The organism is Nonomuraea aridisoli, assembly GCF_003236395.1.
In the GTDB taxonomy this organism is placed as follows: domain Bacteria; phylum Actinomycetota; class Actinomycetes; order Streptosporangiales; family Streptosporangiaceae; genus Nonomuraea; species Nonomuraea aridisoli.
The window spans coordinates 1-641 of the sequence record NZ_POUD01000630.1 but is presented as its reverse complement, the minus strand read 5'-3'; the positions used below and the strand labels follow the sequence as shown (position 1 = coordinate 641).

Annotated in this window: 1 protein-coding gene; it reads left to right on the top strand. The window is 76.9% G+C overall.

Annotation, left to right across the window (positions count from 1 at the left end):
* Positions 1-641: tetratricopeptide repeat protein (locus C1J01_RS48470; RefSeq protein ID WP_146616066.1), on the top strand; the 641-nt coding region annotated here is incomplete at both ends.

Genomic DNA, 641 nt, shown 5'->3' with positions numbered 1-641 from the left:
GTGGGGGGTCGCGGCGGCGTTGTGCCTGCGGGCCAAGCTCGGCGTCGGCCGCGGCGACCTGGCCGCGATGGAACGCGACGGGGAGCGGGGACTCGCGCTGTTCCGGGAGCTGGGTGACGGCTGGGGGCAGATCGAGGCCATGGACGTGCTCGACCGGGCGGCCGAGATCCGCGGCGACTACCCGAAGGCCGCTCGGCTGCGGAGGGAGGGGCTGCGGCTGGCGGAGGAGCTCGGGTTCGAGGTGTCGTTCAAGCTGGCCGGGCTGGGGCGGATCGCGCTGCTGGAGCGCGACTACGCGGCGGCCGACGACCTGCACGAGCGGGCCAGGCGGCTGGCGGTGGCGCAGTCGTACAAGTCGGCCGAGGAGAACGCGCTGCTCGGCCTGGCCATGAGCGCCCGGCGGCAGCGCCGGTACGACGAGGCCGAGGCGTACCTGCTGCCCGTGCTCGACTGGCTGCGGCGGGTGCGCGGGACGCCCGGGATCGCGTTCATCATGGCCGAGCTGGGGTTCGCCGCCGAGCAGCGCGGCGACGCGCGGCTCGCGCTGGCCCGCCACCGCGAGGGCCACGAAGCGGCCCACGCCACGGGCGACCCCCGCGCCGTCGCCCTCGCCCTGGAGGGCCTCGCCGGCGCCCTGTCCC